The sequence below is a fragment of the Cyanobium sp. NS01 genome, from assembly GCF_014280235.1.
In the GTDB taxonomy this organism is placed as follows: domain Bacteria; phylum Cyanobacteriota; class Cyanobacteriia; order PCC-6307; family Cyanobiaceae; genus NIES-981.
Window position 1 is genome coordinate 2175437 of record NZ_CP047940.1, and the last position, 13883, is coordinate 2189319.

The window sequence follows — 13883 nt, forward strand, 5'->3', positions numbered from 1 at the left end:
CTCGCCATGACCACCCCTGCCCCGAAACTGCGCTTCGCCACGGTGTGGCTGGCCGGCTGCAGCGGCTGCCACATGTCGTTCCTCGATCTCGACGAGTGGCTGTTCGAGCTGGCGGCCCACGTGGATGTGGTGTATTCACCGGTGGCCAGCGACGCCAAGACCTATCCCGACAACGTGGATGTGTGCCTGGTGGAGGGAGCCGTGGCCAATGCCGACAACCTTGAGCTGGCCCTGCAGCTGCGCCAGCGCACCCGGATGGTGGTGTCCTTCGGCGACTGCGCCGTGACCGGCAACGTGCCGGCCCTGCGCAACCTCTGGAGCGACGTGGACGGCGGCAGCCGCCAGAGCGTGCTGGATCGCGGCTACCTGGAGCTGGCCGACACGGGCGCCCAGCACCCCCATGCCCCCGGCATCGTGCCGGAGCTGCTGGAGCGGGTGCTGCCGCTGCATGAGGTGATCCCGGTGGACCTCTACTTGCCGGGTTGCCCGCCGTCGGCGCAGCGCATCCGCGCCGCCATCGAACCGCTGCTGCGGGGCGAGATGCCGCCGATGCAAGGCAGGGCGATGCTGCAGTTCGGCTAGCTGCCCGCAGGAATCCCCATGACCCGCACGATCACGATCGATCCGGTGACCCGCATCGAGGGGCACGCCAAGATCACCCTGCATCTCGATGAGGCGGGCTGCCTGGCCGATGCCCGCTTCCACGTGGTGGAGTATCGCGGCTTCGAAACCTTCTGCGAGGGCAGGCCGTTCACCGACATGGCCGGGATCACGGCCCGCATCTGCGGCATCTGCCCGGTGAGCCACCTGCTGGCGGCGGCGAAAACGGGCGACAAGCTGCTGGCGGTGCAGCCGCCGCCGGCGGCGCGCCAGCTGCGGCGGCTGCTCAACCTGGCCCAGATCTGCCAGAGCCATGCGCTCTCGTTCTTTCATCTGAGCAGTCCTGATTTCCTGCTGGGCTGGGAGAGCGATCCGGCGCGGCGCAATGTGTTCGGCCTGATGGCGGCCGATCCCGATCTGGCCCGCGCCGGCATCCGGTTGCGCCAGTTCGGCCAGCAGGTGCTGGAGCTGCTGGGGGGCCGCAGGATTCATTCGGCCTGGGCCGTTCCCGGCGGCGTGCGCACGCCCCTGAGCGCCGAGGCCAGGCAGTGGATCCTGGAACGCCTGCCGGAGGCGAAGGCCACCGTGGCCACGGCCCTGGAGCTCTACAAATCACTGCTGGATGGGCCGCTGCAGCGGGAGCAGCGCAGCTTCGGCGATTTTCCTTCGCTGTTCATGGGCCTGGTGGGGCCGGGCGGCCGCTGGGAGTGCATCGACGGCCTGATCCGCTTCACCGGCAGCGACGGCCGGATCGTGGCCGATGGCCTCAGCGAAGACGACTACGCCAGCTTCCTGGGCGAGGCCGTGGAGAGCTGGAGTTACCTGAAATTCCCCTACTACAAGCCACTGGGCTATCCCGAGGGCATCTACCGCGTGGGGCCGCTGGCGCGGCTGAATGTGTGCGACTCGATCGGCACCCCCTGGGCCGACGCCGAACTGGCCGAGTTCCGGCAGCGCAGCGGCACTGAGGAGAGCGGCGGCCGCATCGTGACCTCCTCGTTTGCCTATCACCACGCCCGGCTGGTGGAGATCGTGGCCTGCCTGGAGGGGATCGAGCAGCTGGTGGCCGACGACAGCCTGATGGGCGGCCGCATCCGTGCTCGCGCCGACCTCAACGCCAACGAGGCGGTGGGCGTGAGCGAGGCACCGCGCGGCACCCTGTTTCACCACTACCGGGTGGATGACAACGGCCTGATCACCCGGGTGAACCTGATCATCGCCACGGGCCAGAACAACCTGGCCATGAACCGCACCGTGGCCCAGATTGCCCGGGAGTTCATCCCCGAGCCGGTGGCCGCCGGCGCCGAGATCCCCGAGCCTCTGCTGAACCGGGTGGAGGCGGGCATCCGCTGTTTTGATCCCTGTCTCTCCTGCAGCACCCACGCGGCGGGACAGATGCCATTGCGGATCGAGCTGCGGGATGCGGCAGGAGGCCTGGTGGCGGAGCGGGTGAGGAATTGAGGGGAAGGAAGCATGGCTTTCCCTGCAGTAGCCGCGGGGAGTCGATGTGTATCCATGGGAACGGTCTTATGCGGACCCGCATACGATGCGAGGATCCTGAAGTAGCTCTTTGGGACCCGCTGAGGCAGAAGGGGTTTGGTCGAGGCGTGAGGTGGGGTGAGGCGTTCTTATGCGGCTGAAGACTGAGGAGCACCGATTTAATGCGGGTCCGTCCAATCAGCGTTGCTTCGACCGTGTTTTTACGGTTGTTCACGGTGCCTAGGATATCTGCACGGCTAAGCAACAGCAAGCTCGAGCCGACACCGCCTGCTAGCCGAACGACGTTCGTCAAGAACGGCGGTGCGGCTCAGCTAATCGTTATACATACGCCCTGAGTAGCCTGCCTCATTGCCAAAGAGATAGGCCAAGCCGCCTTCAATTGCATTCCCATTCAGTGGCAGCATGAGATCGACCCCTCAAAGTTCGTCGGAGGAATACCATCCTCTCGTGTTGTTTGAGCAACGGTGTCGCACGATCTACCGACTGGCGTGCAAGCATGGGGCAGAGTACGCCCTTCGCCTTGAAGGCGAGAGAGCGACTCCCGAATCATTTCGCCGTGCATGCCATCTTGGCTTTGCCGAAGCTCAGATTCTAATTCTTGAAGAGCTCATTAAGATTCAAGACTCACGAAAAGAACTTGATGTAAAACTGAAGTCGGCAAAGAAAAGTCGCGACAAGCTTGCGTCTAAGGAGGTAAAGCAGCAAATCGGTTTAGAGAATCTCAAGGAGCATATTGTCCGCAGACTCGCAGACTCCATAGCATGGCATTTGATTGGTGGTCAGAATTACATCGCACGTCGACTTTGCCATCGAGAGTCAAGCAGGCCTACGCTTAAGGCATCAAACCTTGCATCAGTATTGAACTTCGTCAATGAATACAACGACAGCAATCCCCTTGGTTTTGCTCTGATATCAGATATCACAAGCTTTGTTCAACTGGGTGACGTGCTCTTGGCAGGAGAAAATGGGTTGCAGATCATAGAACTAAAAGAGGGAGTCAAGAATCATGAGTCAATGAGTGTTATCAGCGACAATCTGCTTACCGAGGCAGAGGATGAGCAGATTAGGAAGATTCTGGATGGCCACCCACTTAATGACCAGATTCGGAGAATCTTGCGTCAACATGCAAGGGCAACACAAGCTACCACGCTACTCAACACTGGTGCCGGCATTGACCCTGCCACTGGTGACAGAGTACAGATACCTGACGTGTATCACGTTGAAGAACACTATTTTGATGAGATTCAGAAACTGCTCACTCATCTTGGGCCCAAGAAGGATTGGGCATTCACGGTTTTAGAAGGTGGTCTCTACATTGGCGCTTACAAAGGGGTGTGGAGGAGATTTGGACCATCCTTACTCAGAAGAACAGCTTTTGAAGAGGTCAACGATGTATATCCTGTGGCAAGCCTGCGCGAAGGACTAGCAGAAGCGCTAGTTGAACCTATCTTTGTGAAACCACTCAACGAAGATCAGATATTCGACATAGCATTTAGACGAGTGGCAGTTTTCATACTGCTTAGACTGGACCAGATGCTGAGTCTCTATTCGGGCACATCTGCAAGGGCGGAGTTTCTTTCAGTAAAGCAGAGTCGGAAACAGCAGGAGAAATGCAGAGCGCACAAGCTGTTTATGCACGAAGGGCAATGCGTCAGGATCTCTCACCCTACAGGAACTTCATTTCTGCTGGGCGACGGTGTTCGCACAAGAGTTGTCTTTGACACCCTTACCCCACGATGTGTGGTAGCCATGTCAGCCAGTGACTCAACTAGCGATGTCTAACATCTAGATTCAGAAGCCGGTGTGCAGGGATGCCTGCTATCGCAGTTTGCTTCGTCCCGCTTCTGATCAGGAGCGTTAGCCTATGCGCAATTAAGGCACGTTAATTGAAACGGATGACCAAGAGAAAACCACATTCGCTTGAATCACTATCTGATCGGGGCAGGCGGCTGCTGCACGATTCGCATGATCCCACCGGAACACACAGTGAGTTTGAGAGCTGGGACCACGATGTTGCCAAATGGCTGGACACGGAATTTCCTGACAGAGGGTTCTCCGCTCAATGGTCATCCATCTCCACTTCGCCGCTCGTGTTGGGCGGTTACTACAACGATGACCCAGGGTCATGGGCTGCCTTTCGAACTGCTGTGCAACGCCGCTTAAAATTTCTCAGCGAGGTAATGCAAACGAAGTCGCATCCGCCACCGACACGCACTAGTGCTACAGACACCAGACGGGTATTCTTGGTACACGGGCATGATGAGGCGGCTCGCGAAAAGGTCGCTCGATTTCTCGAAAAACTGGAGTTTACACCCATCATTCTCCACGAGCAACCAAACATGGGGCGGACGATTATCGAGAAATTCGCCGACTATTCCGACGTTGCTTATGCCGTCGTATTGCTAACGGCTGATGATATTGGCGGTACGAAAGGCACAAACACAAATCAACTTGCAGCAAGAGCAAGGCCCAATGTGCTTTTTGAACTTGGCTACTTCATTGGCAAACTGGGTCGTGATCGCGTCTGCGCCCTCCATGAAACAGGTGTCGAGATCTTGTCAGATTACAGTGGCGTGCTTTACGTGACATTGGATGTGACGAATGCTTGGCGCCTACATCTGGCAAGAGAAATGAAAGCCGCGGGGCTTCCCGTAGACATGAACAAAGCGATTTGATTACCGGCTAACAATGAAGTCACGTTCAACTGCATGCCAGTGAGGTAATGAGGGAATTTATGAACCTATGTCGTTCCTGGCTGGGCTAACAAGCCCCTCGAGTGGACAGGCACCCATATTCTCTCTGCTCCACCACCACAATCTCCTTGCCTGCCACTCAGAGGCAGCGTTCGGAAGTGGCTCGGTGCTGATCCTTACCGGCGCTTGGCTGGCTTCCTCCACAACAGGCCGGCGATTCCGGTCCCAATACCGGCTCCGCCCAGGAGATAGCCGATTGGAATCAGGGCGAAAGCCTCCCTGAGCGTGCCATCGGCCTCTACCCGCGCCCCGATCAGTCGGTAGGCCGCGGCGCAGACCACCGCGCCGGTGAGCAGCAGCAGCGCGAGGCGGATGAGCGGGCGTTTCATGGCCGCAGCTGCTCCAGCAGGGTCTGGGTGAGCGCCAGCTCACAGCGCGTCGTGAAGATGCCGTAGCCCGTCCCCTGGAAGCTCACCGACTTGGCGTAGGCGCACACCTTGCGGCGTTCGGCTCGGAAAGCACGCGCCTGCTCGTTTGGGTCGGCACTCGTCTTGTAGAAGCCGGTGAGGTTGTCGCGCCAGAGCGTCTGGAAGGTTTCGCTCGGCACTTGCCTGGCCTCGCTGGCCACCCGCACCAGGGCCTTCTCCAGCTCCCGATCCTTGGCTTGGAGGGCTTCCATCACGCAGCGGGTTTCGGCCACGGTGCTTTCTGATGGGGTGCAGACCTCCGCTGCTGGTGCCGGCAGCGGCAGCAGCAGCGGCACCAGGGAGGCAGCCAGCAGCAGGTGGAGACAGGTGCGCATCGTGGGCCTTTTCTCCAGACGGATTTGCCACCAGACAGATTGTCATGCTGGGAGCTGGTTTTCAGAGTCGCCGCGCCTCTTCCCCATGACCAGCCTGTTCTCCCGGCTCCCACTGGTGCTCACGGCCATCGCCGGCTGCCTTGTCAGCCACCCGGCTGCCGCATTGGCAGCCCCGGCAGGCAGCAACCTGGCGGTGCTGCTTCAGGCAGCGGGCGGCCAGCCCATGGGCCTCTACGACGGTGTGCGCTTCGTGCGGATCAACGCCACCGACGGCACCCGCATCACCGTCACGATCAACTGCGAGCAGGAGCTCTGGCGGGTGGCCCGCATTGAGCCCAGAACCGGCCGAGCGGACTTCCGCGACGATCGCTTCCAGAGTGCTACCGGCATCGGCCGCAGCCGCTGGTGCACCACCCCCGTGCGCACGATGGAGTGAGTCTGGACTCACACCTCCAACATCTGCACCTGGTACACGGCCACATTGCTGTGGGCAAGCGAGCGCACGATCTCAGGCACCATCTGCATCGGGGTGCAGAGCGTCAGCGAGCGGCGCCTGCCGGCGGCCATCTCCGCCAGGTGCTGGGGATCGATGCTGGTGGAGCGCTGCTGCGCTGCAGCCTCAAACACCTCCACCGCTGGGCTCTTCCCGGAAGCCAGCACAAACAGCACCCGCCGGGGCGTCTCGCTGTAGTCGCGGCTGAGGGCCTCCAGGGCAGGGATGTCCGGGTGTGTCATGGCCTGCTGGTGGCGGGGGATTGCTACACCCACCTGGATAATCGATTGGCTTTCCTTTGCTCACGCATGCTCCACCGCCGCTTCCTCGCCATCGCTGCTGTCAGCGCGAGTGTCATCGCCGGGGCCTCCCTGGTGCGTCCTGCCACGGCCGCCCAGACGCTGGACTGCTGGATGAACGACAGCAAGCAGACCTGTCAGGTGAAGCCCTGGGGTAACGGGGGATTTGAGATCAGCTTCAGCGGCAGTGCCATCTATCGCTTCGTGCCGGCCGGTCCACCCACCACCGACAACCGCCGCATGCGTGATGAGCAGGGCCGCATCTGGCTGATGAGCGGCCACCAAAGCTTCACGCTCAGCGAGCAGAACGGCGATGGCAACCGAATCGCCGTCTCCAACGTCAAGAGTCGGCCCGCAGCGGCCGCGGATCACCAGGCCCACAGCAAGGTGAAACTCAGCGGCCATGGTCAGCCCACGGTGACCCTGTACGCCAAGCCCAACTACGGCGCCGCGATCGCGGGGATGGGGGTGTCGGGGGAAACGCTCGACAAGCTGGCGTGCACCTCAAACAGCCAGGGCACCTGGTGCCGGGTGGGCTACCCAGGCCAGAGCGGCCGGGTGCTGTGGGTGAACCGGGACTCGCTGATCTTGCTGGGGGACGGGGAGTAAGTCATCGCCCCTGCATTTGCTTGCCCTGGCCGGGTTCTCTGCCCTGGCCTTTGCAGCTGCCCATGCGATCGGGATGGAGAAGCGCATCACCCAGCACTACGGCCGCTCCGGCCCGTCCCGTCCAAAAGCCCCGTTTCGTGCCTGCTGAGCGGGCCCATGCGATGCCGGGCCTTTCTGGGCTGCTGAACGCTGCTGCTCAGCGGTGGGAGCTGCGGCCGCTGGTCACGAAGCCGGCCCGGTTGAGCTCACTGGTGCCGCCGCCAGGGCATAGGCGCCCCCCATTGCCCCGCGCATCCACCGTGGCTCTGCATCACGCTGCGAGGCTGCTGTCTTCATCGATCTGGGAGAGCCGATCCCTGGTCAGTCAGCTCTTCTAAAGCCGCGAGTGGGGCTTCCCCGTAAGCAGGCGATCGAGCAGTGGCAGAAGCTCCTCGATGCGGGCTGGTTCAGCATTGGGGTCCAGTTCACAGGGCTCATGGATTGGGACTGAGCGGCCAGAATCGTGCCGATCGGCAGCAGCAGCGCCTACCAATAGGTTTCGAATGATGCAGTGAACCTGATTCAGCCGACGCTGGAGGTCTGGGACGACTGCCTGAACTGCTCAAACAACAAGCACGGCAACCAATGATCCGCACCACAATCACCGCTCTGGCCATCGCCACCAGCGCTATCGCCACCCCTGCCCTGGCCGACTCCGCCAAGGCGTATTGCGAGATGGTTCGCACCAACGGCGAAATACTCAAAGGAAGCTGTACCTGGTCCCAGATGCAGGGAAACGTTTACATCGATCATTTCAACCATTACGCGTTTGCCTTCCCTGCCGCCGAGGAGGGCAAGACCTACGAACGCACCAACCGTGAAGGTGCTGGCCCCTCCTTCAAGCGCCCCGGCTACGTGATCAACGTGTACTGGGAGAAGCCGGTCCGCGAGCCTGGGGGAATCTGATGCCGGCTCACTCCACAGGGAACCTGAACAGCGGCTGCGGGCCTGGCCGTTCACGGGTCGCCAGGATTGAATTCCCTAAGCGGTCCGGGGGGGGATGGTCGTCAATAACACGTCGGTCACAACGGGTGCTCGGCGACATCCTCGACAACCCCCTCCCTGGTTCTTGCAGTGGATGAAGGCAGTTTCGTTCGTAGCCACCTCTGTGCTGGGTGCGCTCCCGGCAGGAGCGATCCCGCCACCACCCGACTCATTCGATGGAGAAACGATCCACTGCCACCCCGCAGGCAGCGCCGCCACCGTGCTGATCTGCAGGGACGCCGAACTCACCGCCCTCGACGGCGAGCTGCGCGCCGCCTTCCGCCGCCTGCAGAACGATGCCTCCTTCACGGAAGCCCAGCGCGAGGCTCTGGTGGAGGACCAGCGGCGCTGGGTGGAGAGCATGGATCAGTGCTGGAGAGCCCAGGAGAGGATGCGGGACTGCGTCAAGCGCAGCCAGAGGCGGCGGCTACAGCACCTGCAGACCTGGGAAGCAGTATCCCCAGTGAAGCCCTAAAGCCACAGCGCGTGACCACATGGACCTGCCTTTGTCCCCATGTCTGTCGGGGAATCTGGCCCATGCTGTTGATCCTCTCGACTTGGTCGTTCCTGGGGGCATTTCGATCGTGACAATGGCCGATCACCCCACGCGGAGCGTGTGCACGCTTGCCGCACTCACGAGCCTGATCCTTGCGATCACGGGTGTCCCCGGCGTCCGGATGGGCGATCTGCCATTCCTGGTCTTCCTGCTTGCCCCCTACCTTCTGCTGGGACTACTGGCCTGGCGGGACCGTGAGCGCCGGCGCCTCTCAGCAGTGCTGTTTGTTGCCGTGCTGGTGCTTTCCCTGGCAGGCACAATCCTGCTTGGACTGGACAGCTACCGCTTTCACACGGTGCCCGAGCACCGACTGGTGCAGCGGATGACCGTGATCGTCGTGCCCATGCTGCAATCGGCCGCCGCGATCGTGATCGGCCTGATGCTCCAGGCGAACCGGTCACGGCGGGGCTGAGGTGACTGGGGGCCTTCCACTCAGAACTGGGCGGAATACACCGGCTTGAGTTGCCACATCGCCTCACCCGGCACCAGCTTGTAGGTCACCTGGCGGGTGCCACCGGTGGGCTTGGCGTTGCTGTCGCCGCTCCTAGGGAGAACTCCGGTGCGTCGCTCACCAGGCCAGCACCCACTGTGAGCCGCCCGGCCTGGCGCAGTGCCATGACCAACCTGGCCTCCAAGGCATCGTTCATCAGCTCGTTCCTGGTCAAGGATGGGCAGCTGCAGCAGTGCCTTCTCGCCTGTGGCGGCATTCTGGTCTGGGAAAGGAAACTCTCACGCTCCTGTGGGAGCCCTCGGTCGTGAACGGTGGCCCTCCTCGCTGAATTCCTGGTCGGACAACCCGGACACAGTCTGATCGTGGCTCTGGTCCTGCTGGCTGGCTGGTCCCAGCTGCGCTTCTCCGGGGCCATCAGCAGGCGATCGGCCCGGCCCCTGCTGTGGTCCTCCGCGGGCTGGGGGTTGTATGCCGCCTGGGAAGCGCTGGTGCAGCTGCGCACGCCGGAGGCCAACATCCGGGTCGATCTGCTGCTGATCTGGCCGCTGCTGGGCGCGCTCACGCTGTACGGGTTGATCAGGTGCGCGATCGCTGTCAGACGGTGAGCGGGGGGGGGCATGGGAATGGCCGGGCCCGGAATGGTGTGTTGAGACAGGTTTCTGGGTCGCCCAGCGAGGCGATCCGATCCGAGTTCCGACTCCCTACTTCCCTGATGATTCGCAGCCTTCGTCAAACCTCCGCAGCCCTCGGCGCGGGCCTTCTTCTGGCGGGGCTTTCCGCCCCCTTCGCCCCAGCGGCCATGGCCGAAGTGCTGGTCAGGGCCCAAGGCCGTTGCAAGCTGATGAGCGGTGGCTACGAAGCCTTCAATGGGCACTGCACCTTCAAGCACAAAAAGGCAGGCAACACCGATGCCTACGTCGTCAAGCTCGATGACGGAACGGATTTCAACTTCTCGGGCCCAGGCGTGCAGGCCCTGAGCGTGCAGACCTACGCCGGTGTCCGCAACGTGAAGCACAAGGCTCAGGCGGATCATGAGGTCTTCAGCTGGAACGATGGCGAAGCCCGCAGGCTCTCGGTGCGTCTCGACCAAGTCCAGAATCCCGATGTCCGCTTCGACGATGCACCCCAGAAGGCTGACGCCGGCTCCCTGCTGGGCGCGGCGGTGGGTGCCCTGATCGGCCGCCTGATCACAGGCAAGCCGGTCACCACCACGGAGCCTGCCCGTGAAGGTGCTCCGGTGTCCGATCTGCAATCGCTGGTGGGCGCCAGGGGGGGGCAGGCCGAAGGAACCCTGACATCGAAGGGCTACACCTACCGCGGTGGCACCAAGCTGGCCGACAGTTCCTTCACCTACTGGGAGCAGCCCTCCACGAACAACTGCGTGACCATTCGCACCACCGACGGCCGTTATCAGTCGATCACCTACACCAAGCGGAGCGACTGCAACTGAGCCATCAGCATGCTCAACCCCTGGGGCCATCCAGCCCCAGGTTTTTTATGGGGCCTCGCCCTTCAGGCGCGCCTGATCACCCGCAGCACCACCAGAAGGATCATGGCGCCGAGCGTGGCCACCACGATGCTCCCCAGCACACCCCCTCCGACGGCACCACTCAGACCGCTGAAGAGCAGGCCACCGATCAGGGCCCCGATGATGCCGACAACCAGGTCACCGATCAGGCCGAAGCCACCGCCTTTGACCAGGACACCAGCGAGCCAACCGGCAATGACCCCCACCAGCAGAAACCAGAGAACGTTCATGAGCCTCATCCTTGTTCGTAAAGATCAACAAAAACGTAGACGCGAGAACAAGCCAAGAGCCATGCAGGCTTAAGTTCCTTACAGACTTGTTGCAAGTCCTGAGCATTCGCCAGATCAGAGAAAATGGGGGCACTCCGAACAAGCCCCTGGAGTGGTCAGGCCGCCGCAGCTCTCTGCTGCTCCAGTCACCGCTTGCCTGCCACTCAGGGTCAGCGTTCTGTGGGCCTCGTAACGATCTATGAATCAACGACACTTCAACAGGAAAGCCGCCAGTAACTTGAATGTGTAGCCAGGAAAGGTGACATGCAGAGTAGATCATCGGCATAAAATCTTGGCAGCATTGAATTAGGCGGCCCAACTAATCCTGTTGTTCCAACCGGCGGCACACGACCGAGAGATGCATCTGCCGGAAATTACTGTCTTTTCAAAAAACGGAGAAAAAATTGAAGAAAGTTTCCTATACCGACTTCCTGAAGCAACATCCCAAGATGGTTGTTCTCCATGTTCAGCCTCAAATCGTAGAAATTCCGGAGAACGACGCCGAACTGAAAGAGTGGGAAAGTTTCGTGCGTGACTCGGTCGGCCTGCCGCCACTTAGAGCAGGTACTGACGGCGTCGAAACACAAACACGCTGTAGCGATCGAGGCGGCCTACAGAATTATCCTTGCGATTGCGACTGGACAGGGGATTGAGATAGCACGCACACCACGAATCCTTATTGTCTCAATCAAGGACGATCTACACGCGCTTTGGGTGACAGAGCAAGTCCGTCGCCGTGGCGCTGATTGTGCGCTGGTCGAAAGTAATAACATGATCAAAGCTGGCGGCCTTTCATGGTCGCCAGGATCTGTTAGATCGTGGCTTATATGCCGGGACGGCGAACGAATTGATCCGGCGACATATGACCTGATTTGGTGGCGTCGCTCGGCCTACCCACAGTTACCAGCACAAGGTGTGGAAGGGGCCGAGGAACAACAGCTTGCAACTTCCGAATGGCGTCACGCTTTACTAGGGGTCTTGTTGACGGGATTTCGTGGGGTGTGGGTCAATAACCCTAACGTGATCCCTCGCGCAGAAAACAAGCTACTACAACTCGACGTTGCGGAGAAGGTCGGCCTCAATGTCCCGGACACCCTGGTCAGCCAAGACCCCGAAACGGTTGCACGCTTCGTTGGCAGGAATGGCAATGCCATCGTCAAACCGATCTACGGCTCGGCCCGCCAGACGATCGAAGTGATGGGAGTTGAGAGTGACAACCTGCCCCCTGCGGCCAGCATCCGCCTCGCACCGGCGATCTGGCAGGTACGGGTTCCGGTGGTCTCTCATCTTCGGGTGCATGTCTTTGGTGAGCGAACGATCGCAGCAGAAATGACTGCCGACCACCTGGACTGGCGCTTCACGCAACCGTCACGTCCACAGAATGTGACCCTGGCGGAAGATCTCGATCGAAAGCTGCGAGCGTTCTGCGGCGAGTTAGGACTCGAAATGGCTATATTCGATCTTGTGCGGGATAGCAAAGGATGCACCTTGTTTCTTGAAGCCAACCAGCAAGGGCAATTCCTGTTCATCGAAGGCCGTAGCGGAATTCCCCTGACAGAGGCGTTCACGGCATTCCTGATGGACAGGGCATTAAACGATTAAACGCTGCACACGAGGCACAAATAAGCGCCACAGGGTATTCTGCCAAGCCGAACAAGCGGCTGCAGCAGCCTGGGGCCGCATGGCAGTTAGTCGAGCCATTACGTCTCTCTGGCTGTCCAGGCTGCTGAGCTTTGAAGTTCGCCCCCCAAGCAGCTCGCAACCCATCAACTCGCCCTGTGTTGCCGTGTCCAAGACTATCCAAGCCGGCCTCACTTACTTCGCCATGGTGTTAGGCGCGGGGTTTCTACTTGGCATGATCAGGATTCCGTTCCTGGTGCCACGCATCGGCGTGCGTTGGGCGGAACTGGCGGAGATGCCCATCATGGCGATGGTCATCTACCTGGCGGCGGGAGTGATCCTTCGCCGATTCCCTGAGATTGGCTCTCCGAGCCGGTCCTTGATCGCAGGCCTGCTGGCCCTGGCGCTGATGGTGGCGGCGGAATTGGCACTGGCCAGCGTGGTGCAAGGCATGCCACTCATGGAATTCATCGCCAGCCGCGACGTGGTGTCGGGATCGGTCTATCTCGTTGTGCTGCTGGTGTTTGCCGTGATGCCCTGGCTTCGACTCTCAGCTCGATGACACAAATTCCCCCCTTTGAGCGTTGAGCCGTGCTGCACTTCGGCCTGATTGCCTGGTGATCGGCATCGGCAACTCCCTGCGCGGCGACGACGGCGTCGGCGCCCTGCTGGCCGAGCAGGTGGGTGGGCGCAGCGTGCACCAGCTCACGCCGGAGCTGGCCGCCGATCTGGCGCCGCTGCAGAGGGTGCTGTTCATCGATGCCTGGCTGGCTCCACAGCAGCCCGGCCCCCTGCCCCAGCCCCGGCTCGACCCGCTGCCTGCCGTATCGCCCGGCGTTGGCAGCGGCACCAGCCATCACCTCGATCCCGCCCAGTTGCTGGCGATCACCACAGCTCTCTATGGCCGTGCCCCCAGCGCTTTCTGGCTGCGCATCCCCGCCCACAGCTTCAGCCATGGCAGGGAGTTCTCCCCCGGGCTCCAGGCCTCCCTGCCGGCGGCACGCCGCCTGCTGCGCTGCTGGCTGGTGAAAGCCTGAAATCCAATCGGCTTTCCGAGCGGTAACTCTGCGACCGGTGGCTGCATCGTTCAGCCGGCCGCGCTCGATCCTTCGTTATCCACCCCCATTCCGATGAACACTCCTCAGGCGCCCCATGCCGCGGTCAGCACCGCCATCTCCGGCCTTCTGGCCCTTGGACTGGTGGCCGCCACGGGCGGCGAAGCCCTGGCCGGCAAGGCGGGCATGGAAAAGTGCGCCGGCATCGCCAAGGCCGGCATGAACGACTGCGGCACCAGCAAGCACTCCTGCGCCGGCGAGGCCAAGGTGTCCGGCGATCCGGAAGAATGGGTCTACGTTCCCACAGGCACCTGCAAGAAGATCGTGGGGGGAACGCTGAAGAAGTCCTGAGCCTGCGTTGATCCAGGGGGCTCTGGGGTGGTGT

Annotated in this window: 20 protein-coding genes; 16 read left to right on the top strand and 4 right to left on the bottom strand. The window is 61.4% G+C overall.

Annotated elements, in window-relative coordinates; all coding sequences use genetic code 11:
• Window positions 1-6: 6 nt before the first annotated feature.
• The 4 genes from CyaNS01_RS11375 (at window position 7) to CyaNS01_RS14335 (ending at window position 4775) form a co-directional block, all read left to right on the top strand.
• Window positions 7-582, top strand: a complete 576-nt coding sequence (locus CyaNS01_RS11375; RefSeq protein ID WP_186697168.1) for an oxidoreductase — start codon at window positions 7-9, stop codon at window positions 580-582.
• An 18-nt stretch (window positions 583-600) separates the two neighbouring features.
• Complete coding sequence (locus CyaNS01_RS11380) at window positions 601-2061, top strand: Ni/Fe hydrogenase subunit alpha (protein ID WP_186697169.1); 1461 nt, start codon at window positions 601-603, stop codon at window positions 2059-2061.
• 486 nt (window positions 2062-2547) lie between these two features.
• Window positions 2548-3882, top strand: a complete 1335-nt coding sequence (locus CyaNS01_RS11385) for a hypothetical protein (RefSeq protein WP_186697170.1) — start codon at window positions 2548-2550, stop codon at window positions 3880-3882.
• 113 nt (window positions 3883-3995) lie between these two features.
• Entirely contained in the window at window positions 3996-4775 is a 780-nt protein-coding gene (locus CyaNS01_RS14335; protein WP_222934183.1) for a TIR domain-containing protein, read from the top strand.
• Window positions 4776-4969: 194 nt separating this feature from the next.
• On the opposite strand, the gene CyaNS01_RS11395 is transcribed toward CyaNS01_RS14335, so the two are convergent.
• Both CyaNS01_RS11395 and CyaNS01_RS11400 read right to left on the bottom strand, forming a co-directional pair.
• Window positions 4970-5182, bottom strand: a complete 213-nt coding sequence (locus CyaNS01_RS11395) for a DUF3955 domain-containing protein (RefSeq protein WP_186697171.1) — start codon at window positions 5180-5182, stop codon at window positions 4970-4972.
• Entirely contained in the window at window positions 5179-5595 is a 417-nt protein-coding gene (locus CyaNS01_RS11400; RefSeq protein WP_186697172.1) for a lysozyme inhibitor LprI family protein, read from the bottom strand. Before CyaNS01_RS11400 ends, CyaNS01_RS11395 begins: the two co-directional genes overlap by 4 nt.
• 85 nt (window positions 5596-5680) lie before the next feature.
• On the opposite strand from CyaNS01_RS11400, the gene CyaNS01_RS11405 reads away from it, so the two are divergent.
• The gene (locus tag CyaNS01_RS11405; RefSeq protein WP_186697173.1) at window positions 5681-6031 is read left to right on the top strand and encodes a hypothetical protein; all 351 of its coding nucleotides are present in this window, start codon (window positions 5681-5683) and stop codon (window positions 6029-6031) included.
• A gap of 8 nt (window positions 6032-6039) precedes the next feature.
• On the opposite strand, the gene CyaNS01_RS11410 is transcribed toward CyaNS01_RS11405, so the two are convergent.
• Window positions 6040-6330: a hypothetical protein gene (locus tag CyaNS01_RS11410; protein ID WP_186697174.1), complete on the bottom strand. Its 291-nt coding sequence runs from the start codon at window positions 6328-6330 to the stop codon at window positions 6040-6042.
• Between the two features lie 66 nt (window positions 6331-6396).
• Between CyaNS01_RS11410 and CyaNS01_RS11415 the strand changes: the two genes are divergently transcribed.
• The 7 genes from CyaNS01_RS11415 to CyaNS01_RS11445 all read left to right on the top strand — a co-directional run bounded on the left by CyaNS01_RS11415 (window position 6397) and on the right by CyaNS01_RS11445 (window position 10476).
• Window positions 6397-6996: a hypothetical protein gene (locus CyaNS01_RS11415; RefSeq protein WP_186697175.1), complete on the top strand. Its 600-nt coding sequence runs from the start codon at window positions 6397-6399 to the stop codon at window positions 6994-6996.
• 292 nt (window positions 6997-7288) lie between these two features.
• Window positions 7289-7486, top strand: a complete 198-nt coding sequence (locus CyaNS01_RS15000) for a DUF1651 domain-containing protein (protein WP_225875949.1) — start codon at window positions 7289-7291, stop codon at window positions 7484-7486.
• 134 nt (window positions 7487-7620) lie between these two features.
• Window positions 7621-7941, top strand: coding sequence for a hypothetical protein (locus CyaNS01_RS11425; RefSeq protein ID WP_186697176.1), 321 nt, complete (start codon window positions 7621-7623; stop codon window positions 7939-7941).
• Between the two features lie 172 nt (window positions 7942-8113).
• Complete coding sequence (locus tag CyaNS01_RS11430) at window positions 8114-8494, top strand: lysozyme inhibitor LprI family protein (protein ID WP_186697177.1); 381 nt, start codon at window positions 8114-8116, stop codon at window positions 8492-8494.
• Window positions 8495-8609: 115 nt separating this feature from the next.
• On the top strand, window positions 8610-8987 hold the full coding sequence (locus CyaNS01_RS11435) for a hypothetical protein (RefSeq protein ID WP_186697178.1): 378 nt from the start codon (window positions 8610-8612) through the stop codon (window positions 8985-8987).
• Between the two features lie 350 nt (window positions 8988-9337).
• Window positions 9338-9631, top strand: a complete 294-nt coding sequence (locus tag CyaNS01_RS11440) for a hypothetical protein (protein ID WP_186697179.1) — start codon at window positions 9338-9340, stop codon at window positions 9629-9631.
• Window positions 9632-9825: 194 nt separating this feature from the next.
• Window positions 9826-10476, top strand: a complete 651-nt coding sequence (locus tag CyaNS01_RS11445) for a hypothetical protein (protein ID WP_225875660.1) — start codon at window positions 9826-9828, stop codon at window positions 10474-10476.
• Window positions 10477-10538: 62 nt separating this feature from the next.
• Here the strand turns inward: CyaNS01_RS11445 and CyaNS01_RS11450 are convergent, their stop codons facing one another.
• Window positions 10539-10784, bottom strand: coding sequence for a GlsB/YeaQ/YmgE family stress response membrane protein (locus CyaNS01_RS11450; protein ID WP_186697181.1), 246 nt, complete (start codon window positions 10782-10784; stop codon window positions 10539-10541).
• A 570-nt stretch (window positions 10785-11354) separates the two neighbouring features.
• On the opposite strand from CyaNS01_RS11450, the gene CyaNS01_RS11455 reads away from it, so the two are divergent.
• The 4 genes from CyaNS01_RS11455 to CyaNS01_RS11470 all read left to right on the top strand — a co-directional run bounded on the left by CyaNS01_RS11455 (window position 11355) and on the right by CyaNS01_RS11470 (window position 13849).
• On the top strand, window positions 11355-12425 hold the full coding sequence (locus CyaNS01_RS11455; protein ID WP_186697182.1) for a RimK family alpha-L-glutamate ligase: 1071 nt from the start codon (window positions 11355-11357) through the stop codon (window positions 12423-12425).
• A 184-nt stretch (window positions 12426-12609) separates the two neighbouring features.
• Complete coding sequence (locus CyaNS01_RS11460; protein WP_186697183.1) at window positions 12610-13005, top strand: hypothetical protein; 396 nt, start codon at window positions 12610-12612, stop codon at window positions 13003-13005.
• A 55-nt stretch (window positions 13006-13060) separates the two neighbouring features.
• Entirely contained in the window at window positions 13061-13480 is a 420-nt protein-coding gene (locus CyaNS01_RS11465; RefSeq protein WP_186697184.1) for a hydrogenase maturation protease, read from the top strand.
• Between the two features lie 93 nt (window positions 13481-13573).
• Window positions 13574-13849: a DUF2282 domain-containing protein gene (locus CyaNS01_RS11470; RefSeq protein WP_186697185.1), complete on the top strand. Its 276-nt coding sequence runs from the start codon at window positions 13574-13576 to the stop codon at window positions 13847-13849.
• Window positions 13850-13883: the final 34 nt, after the last annotated feature.